The sequence below is a fragment of the Xenorhabdus stockiae genome (assembly GCF_002632825.1).
Taxonomy (GTDB): domain Bacteria; phylum Pseudomonadota; class Gammaproteobacteria; order Enterobacterales; family Enterobacteriaceae; genus Xenorhabdus; species Xenorhabdus stockiae.
The window spans coordinates 1-3,696 of the sequence record NZ_NJAJ01000082.1; the positions used below are offsets into that span (position 1 = coordinate 1).

Below are 3,696 nucleotides of genomic sequence, written 5' to 3' on the forward strand. Positions count from 1 at the left end.
CCACCAGAAACAGCGACAGGAACTGGCAGAACGCTACGCTCCGGCAAAAGCCCTTATCCGGCAGGAAAGGGACGCGAGCAAAGAGCTGAAAGCCCTGTACGCCGAACGGTTGTTAACTGAACAGGAATATTTTTTAGCCAGAAAAACCCTCCAACAAACCTCAGTGAAAGATCAGTTGGCAGAACAGGCCAGACAGCTTGCTGCGCCCCGGCTTGATATGGCCGGTGAGGTTGATCCCGTTACCCAGTTGAAAAATCAACTGACAGAACAAACAGCCCTTTATGAAGCGTATTATCGTAATAACCGCATCAGTAAAGAGCGTTATGAGCAATTAACCACAGCCGCAGGCACGCGTTCGAGGGATGCCCAGCTTGCCGCCGCTAAAGAGCTGTACGGTGCGCAGGGGGATTTTCAGCGGATGCAGATCAATCTGTTAGATGTGGTTGAACAACGGACAAGTAACGCCCTGACCGGCATGTTAACCGGCAGTAAGTCGTTCTCTGAATCCATGCGGGAGCTGTCCGCCTCATTAGCCCAATCCATTATTCAGGACTTAGTGCGTATTGCGATGCAGGCACTGATCACTAAAGCCATCTCAGGCTTTTTCGGTGGGGGTGGTATGGCGAATATGGGGACCAATGCCTTAGCCTCAGCAGGTGGTAATATGGGTTCGATTGGTTCCGGTACTACAATTACCCCCGATATCTGGAAAAGCCCGATCCCGAACGCAAAAGGCGGGGTTTACCAGTCGACCAACTTAAGTCAGTACAGCGGGCAGATTGTCAGCAGTCCGACTTTATTTGCTTTTGCGAAAGGCGGTGGCGTGATGGGGGAAGCCGGTCCCGAAGCGATTTTACCGTTAAAGCGTGGTTCCGATGGTCGGTTGGGCGTAGAGGCCAGCGGTGGCACCAACAACCAGACCACCAATCATGTCAGCATTGTTATCAATTCCGATGGCAATCACGAAGTGAAGACAACCAGCGGCTTTGAATCCGCCGGGCAGGACATCGCGAAGTTTATCGACCAGCGATTTAAGACGCTGCTGCATAAGAGTCTCGGTCAGGGCGGTGAACTCAGTGTGGCGATTAAAGGGGGTAGGCGATGATAAAGACGTTTGATTTTCCCGCCCGGGTCGGTGCGGCAGGGGAATTTGAACCGGTGGTGCGATCTGTTCAGTTCGGTGATGGATACAAACAAACCACCGGTGACGGCATCAATGCACAGCGGGAAAGCTGGCCGCTGTCGTTTGTGGGACCCTTGTCGGATATCCAGCCGATTATGGCTTTCTTACGTGAACATCAGGGCTGGCGTGCCTTTAAATGGCGCAACCCGTTATCGGAGTTAGGGCTGTATCAGGCGGGGAAATTCAATATACAGGCGCATGGGGCTTACTTCACACTGTCCGTGATCTTCACCCGTACTTACCATCCGTAGAGAACACTGTTATGACCATAAATACCACACTCCAGCAGCTTGAACCGGGGAGTAAAGTCTTATTGTTTGCCCTTGATGGTTCGTCGTTTGGTGGACCCGAGCTATACTTCCATAACCACCCGATAGCGTACACCGAGGCGGAGCTGGAAAGTTCAGACAATTTACCTGCTAAATCTATCTGGTGGCAGGGCGTAGAATATAAGCCGTGGCCGGTTGAGGTTAAGGGGCTGGAAATTCAGAGTGATGGCAGTACCGCTTCTCCCGCGTTAAGGGTCGCCAATCTGGATGGCACCATCAGCGCCCTGTGTCTGGCTTACCATAATATGGCGCAGGCACGTATGACTATTCGCATGACCTTCACTCATTATCTGGATGCGCGCAACTTCCCCGAGGGTAACCCGGAGGCTGACCCGACACAGGAAAAAGTAGACGTTTTCTACATTGACAGTAAAACCCATGAAGATAATACCGAGGTGTATTTTGCTCTGTCTTCTCCGGCAGATCTACAAGGGATTCAGATCCCCACCCGTCAAATCCATAGCCTGTGTACATGGTGTATGCGTGGACTGTATCGCAAATCTCCCTGTAACTACACAGGTAACCGTTATTTTGATGAAGAGGGCAACCCAACGGACGATCCGTCAAGGGACGTATGCGGTGGACTGATGAATGATTGCAAACTGCGGTTCGGTGAAAATGCGCAATGGCCCTTTGGCGGTTTCCCTGGTTCCGCCTTGCTGAGACGTTAATCATTTGCTACAACTAGAGGATATGATGACCAGTCAAATTAGGATAATGACATGAAATATCGCCTGCTTTTTGTTGTCGCTGCGTTGTTGTTTTCATCCTCATATGCTGCCGCTCAGGAAGGGTATTGGTATGAGGGCTGCCCAAAATATTCTGATGAAAAAATAGAAATTTTATTCAAAGAAGACAGCATAATTACAGACAAGAACACTTCAAAACTATCTAAAGGTGAACTCATCAAATATATAAAAGAAAAGGAATGTCAAATTCATAATGTAGAAATGTATAGCGAAAGAAAAAAAGCAGTAATAGATTATTTAAAGAGCACTAATTCTAATAAAAGATGAAGAGTTTAGTTTATTATTTAGTGCAACCCGCTTCGGCGGGTTTTTTATTGCCTAAGGAAGCCTTTATGCGCCCGCATATTATCCAATCCATCCTAGATCATGCGCAGGCCGACTACCCGAATGAATGCTGTGGACTGGTCATTCAGAACAGCCGTAAACAACAGTATATTCCCTGCCGTAATACCGCCTCAGTCCCAACAGAGCAGTTCAGCCTTCACCCGGAGGATTACGCCGCCGCCGAAGATGCCGGAACGATTATTGCCATTGTGCACAGTCACCCGGATGCGACCACCCAGCCCAGTCAGTTAGATATTGCTCAGTGTGATCTATCACAACTCCCGTGGGTGATTGTCTCATGGCCGGAAGGGGATATCCGTACGCTGATGCCCACAGAGGGTATCAAGCCTTTGCTGGAACGTCCGTTTGTCCACGGTATTTGGGACTGTTACGCCATTGTGCGTGACTGGTATCGACTGGAGCGCAACATTGAACTGCCCGATTTTGTCCGTACGGATGGCTGGTGGAACCGGGGCGAAAATCTCTATATGCAGCACTACGCCTCGGCGGGGTTTGCTGAGTGCAGCGGTGAAATCCAGACCGGTGATGTGATCATCATGCAGGTGCAGGCCCGTGAACCTAATCATGCCGGGGTGTACCTCGGTGAGGGCCTGATGCTGCACCATATGTACGGGCAACTCAGCAACCGTGTCTCTTACAGTGGCTACTGGCAGGAACGCACAGTGAAAATCGTCAGATATCAGGGGGAATGATGGAAACGATACGCACAATACGCTTATACGGCCCACTCGGGACGCAGTTCGGACGGGAATATCAACTGGCAGTCTCTTCACCGCAGGAAGCGATCCGGGCCTTGTCTGTGGTGGTTGATGGCTTTGAAAAATACCTGTTAACCGCTAGAGAGCGCGGATTCACTTTTGCGGTGTTTATCGGCAAGCGCAATATCAGCCAGGATGAACTGGCCTTTTCTGGCGAAGGGGATATTCGGATTGTGCCGGTGATTATTGGCAGTAAAAAAGCCGGGGTATTCCAGACGATACTCGGGGCCGTCATGGTCGTTGCGGGGGCGTTCTTGTGGTACACGCCCTATGGTGTACCGATGGTGATGTCCGGTGTCGGTATGATGCTGGGTGGCGTGGTGCAAATGCTC

At 50.5% G+C, this 3,696-nt stretch carries 6 protein-coding genes; all 6 read left to right on the forward strand.

Annotation, left to right across the window (positions count from 1 at the left end):
* The coding region (locus Xsto_RS19990; RefSeq protein WP_141554552.1) for a phage tail tape measure family protein at nucleotides 1-1,105 on the forward strand (1,105 nt) is incomplete at its 5' end.
* On the forward strand, nucleotides 1,102-1,434 hold the full coding sequence (locus Xsto_RS19995; RefSeq protein ID WP_099126213.1) for a phage tail protein: 333 nt from the start codon (nucleotides 1,102-1,104) through the stop codon (nucleotides 1,432-1,434). The genes Xsto_RS19990 and Xsto_RS19995, both read left to right, overlap by 4 nt.
* Before the next feature lie 11 nt (nucleotides 1,435-1,445).
* Nucleotides 1,446-2,183: a phage minor tail protein L gene (locus Xsto_RS20000; RefSeq protein WP_099126214.1), complete on the forward strand. Its 738-nt coding sequence runs from the start codon at nucleotides 1,446-1,448 to the stop codon at nucleotides 2,181-2,183.
* Nucleotides 2,184-2,234: 51 nt separating this feature from the next.
* Nucleotides 2,235-2,528 (forward strand): hypothetical protein, encoded by a 294-nt coding sequence (locus Xsto_RS20005; protein WP_099126215.1) that lies wholly within the window; start codon nucleotides 2,235-2,237, stop codon nucleotides 2,526-2,528.
* A gap of 65 nt (nucleotides 2,529-2,593) precedes the next feature.
* Nucleotides 2,594-3,298, forward strand: a complete 705-nt coding sequence (locus Xsto_RS20010) for a C40 family peptidase (RefSeq protein WP_099126216.1) — start codon at nucleotides 2,594-2,596, stop codon at nucleotides 3,296-3,298.
* A partial coding sequence (locus tag Xsto_RS20015; protein ID WP_099126217.1) for a tail assembly protein occupies nucleotides 3,298-3,696 on the forward strand: 399 nt, incomplete at its 3' end. The genes Xsto_RS20010 and Xsto_RS20015, both read left to right, overlap by 1 nt.

What these genes read in the sequence shown, in the direction of transcription:
- Xsto_RS20000 (WP_099126214.1), top strand. Translation starts at nt 1,446, where the DNA reads ATGACCATAAATACCACACTCCAGCAGCTTGAACCGGGGAGTAAAGTC.
- Xsto_RS20010 (WP_099126216.1), top strand. Translation starts at nt 2,594, where the DNA reads ATGCGCCCGCATATTATCCAATCCATCCTAGATCATGCGCAGGCCGAC.
- Xsto_RS20005 (WP_099126215.1), top strand. Translation starts at nt 2,235, where the DNA reads ATGAAATATCGCCTGCTTTTTGTTGTCGCTGCGTTGTTGTTTTCATCC.
- Xsto_RS19995 (WP_099126213.1), top strand. Translation starts at nt 1,102, where the DNA reads ATGATAAAGACGTTTGATTTTCCCGCCCGGGTCGGTGCGGCAGGGGAA.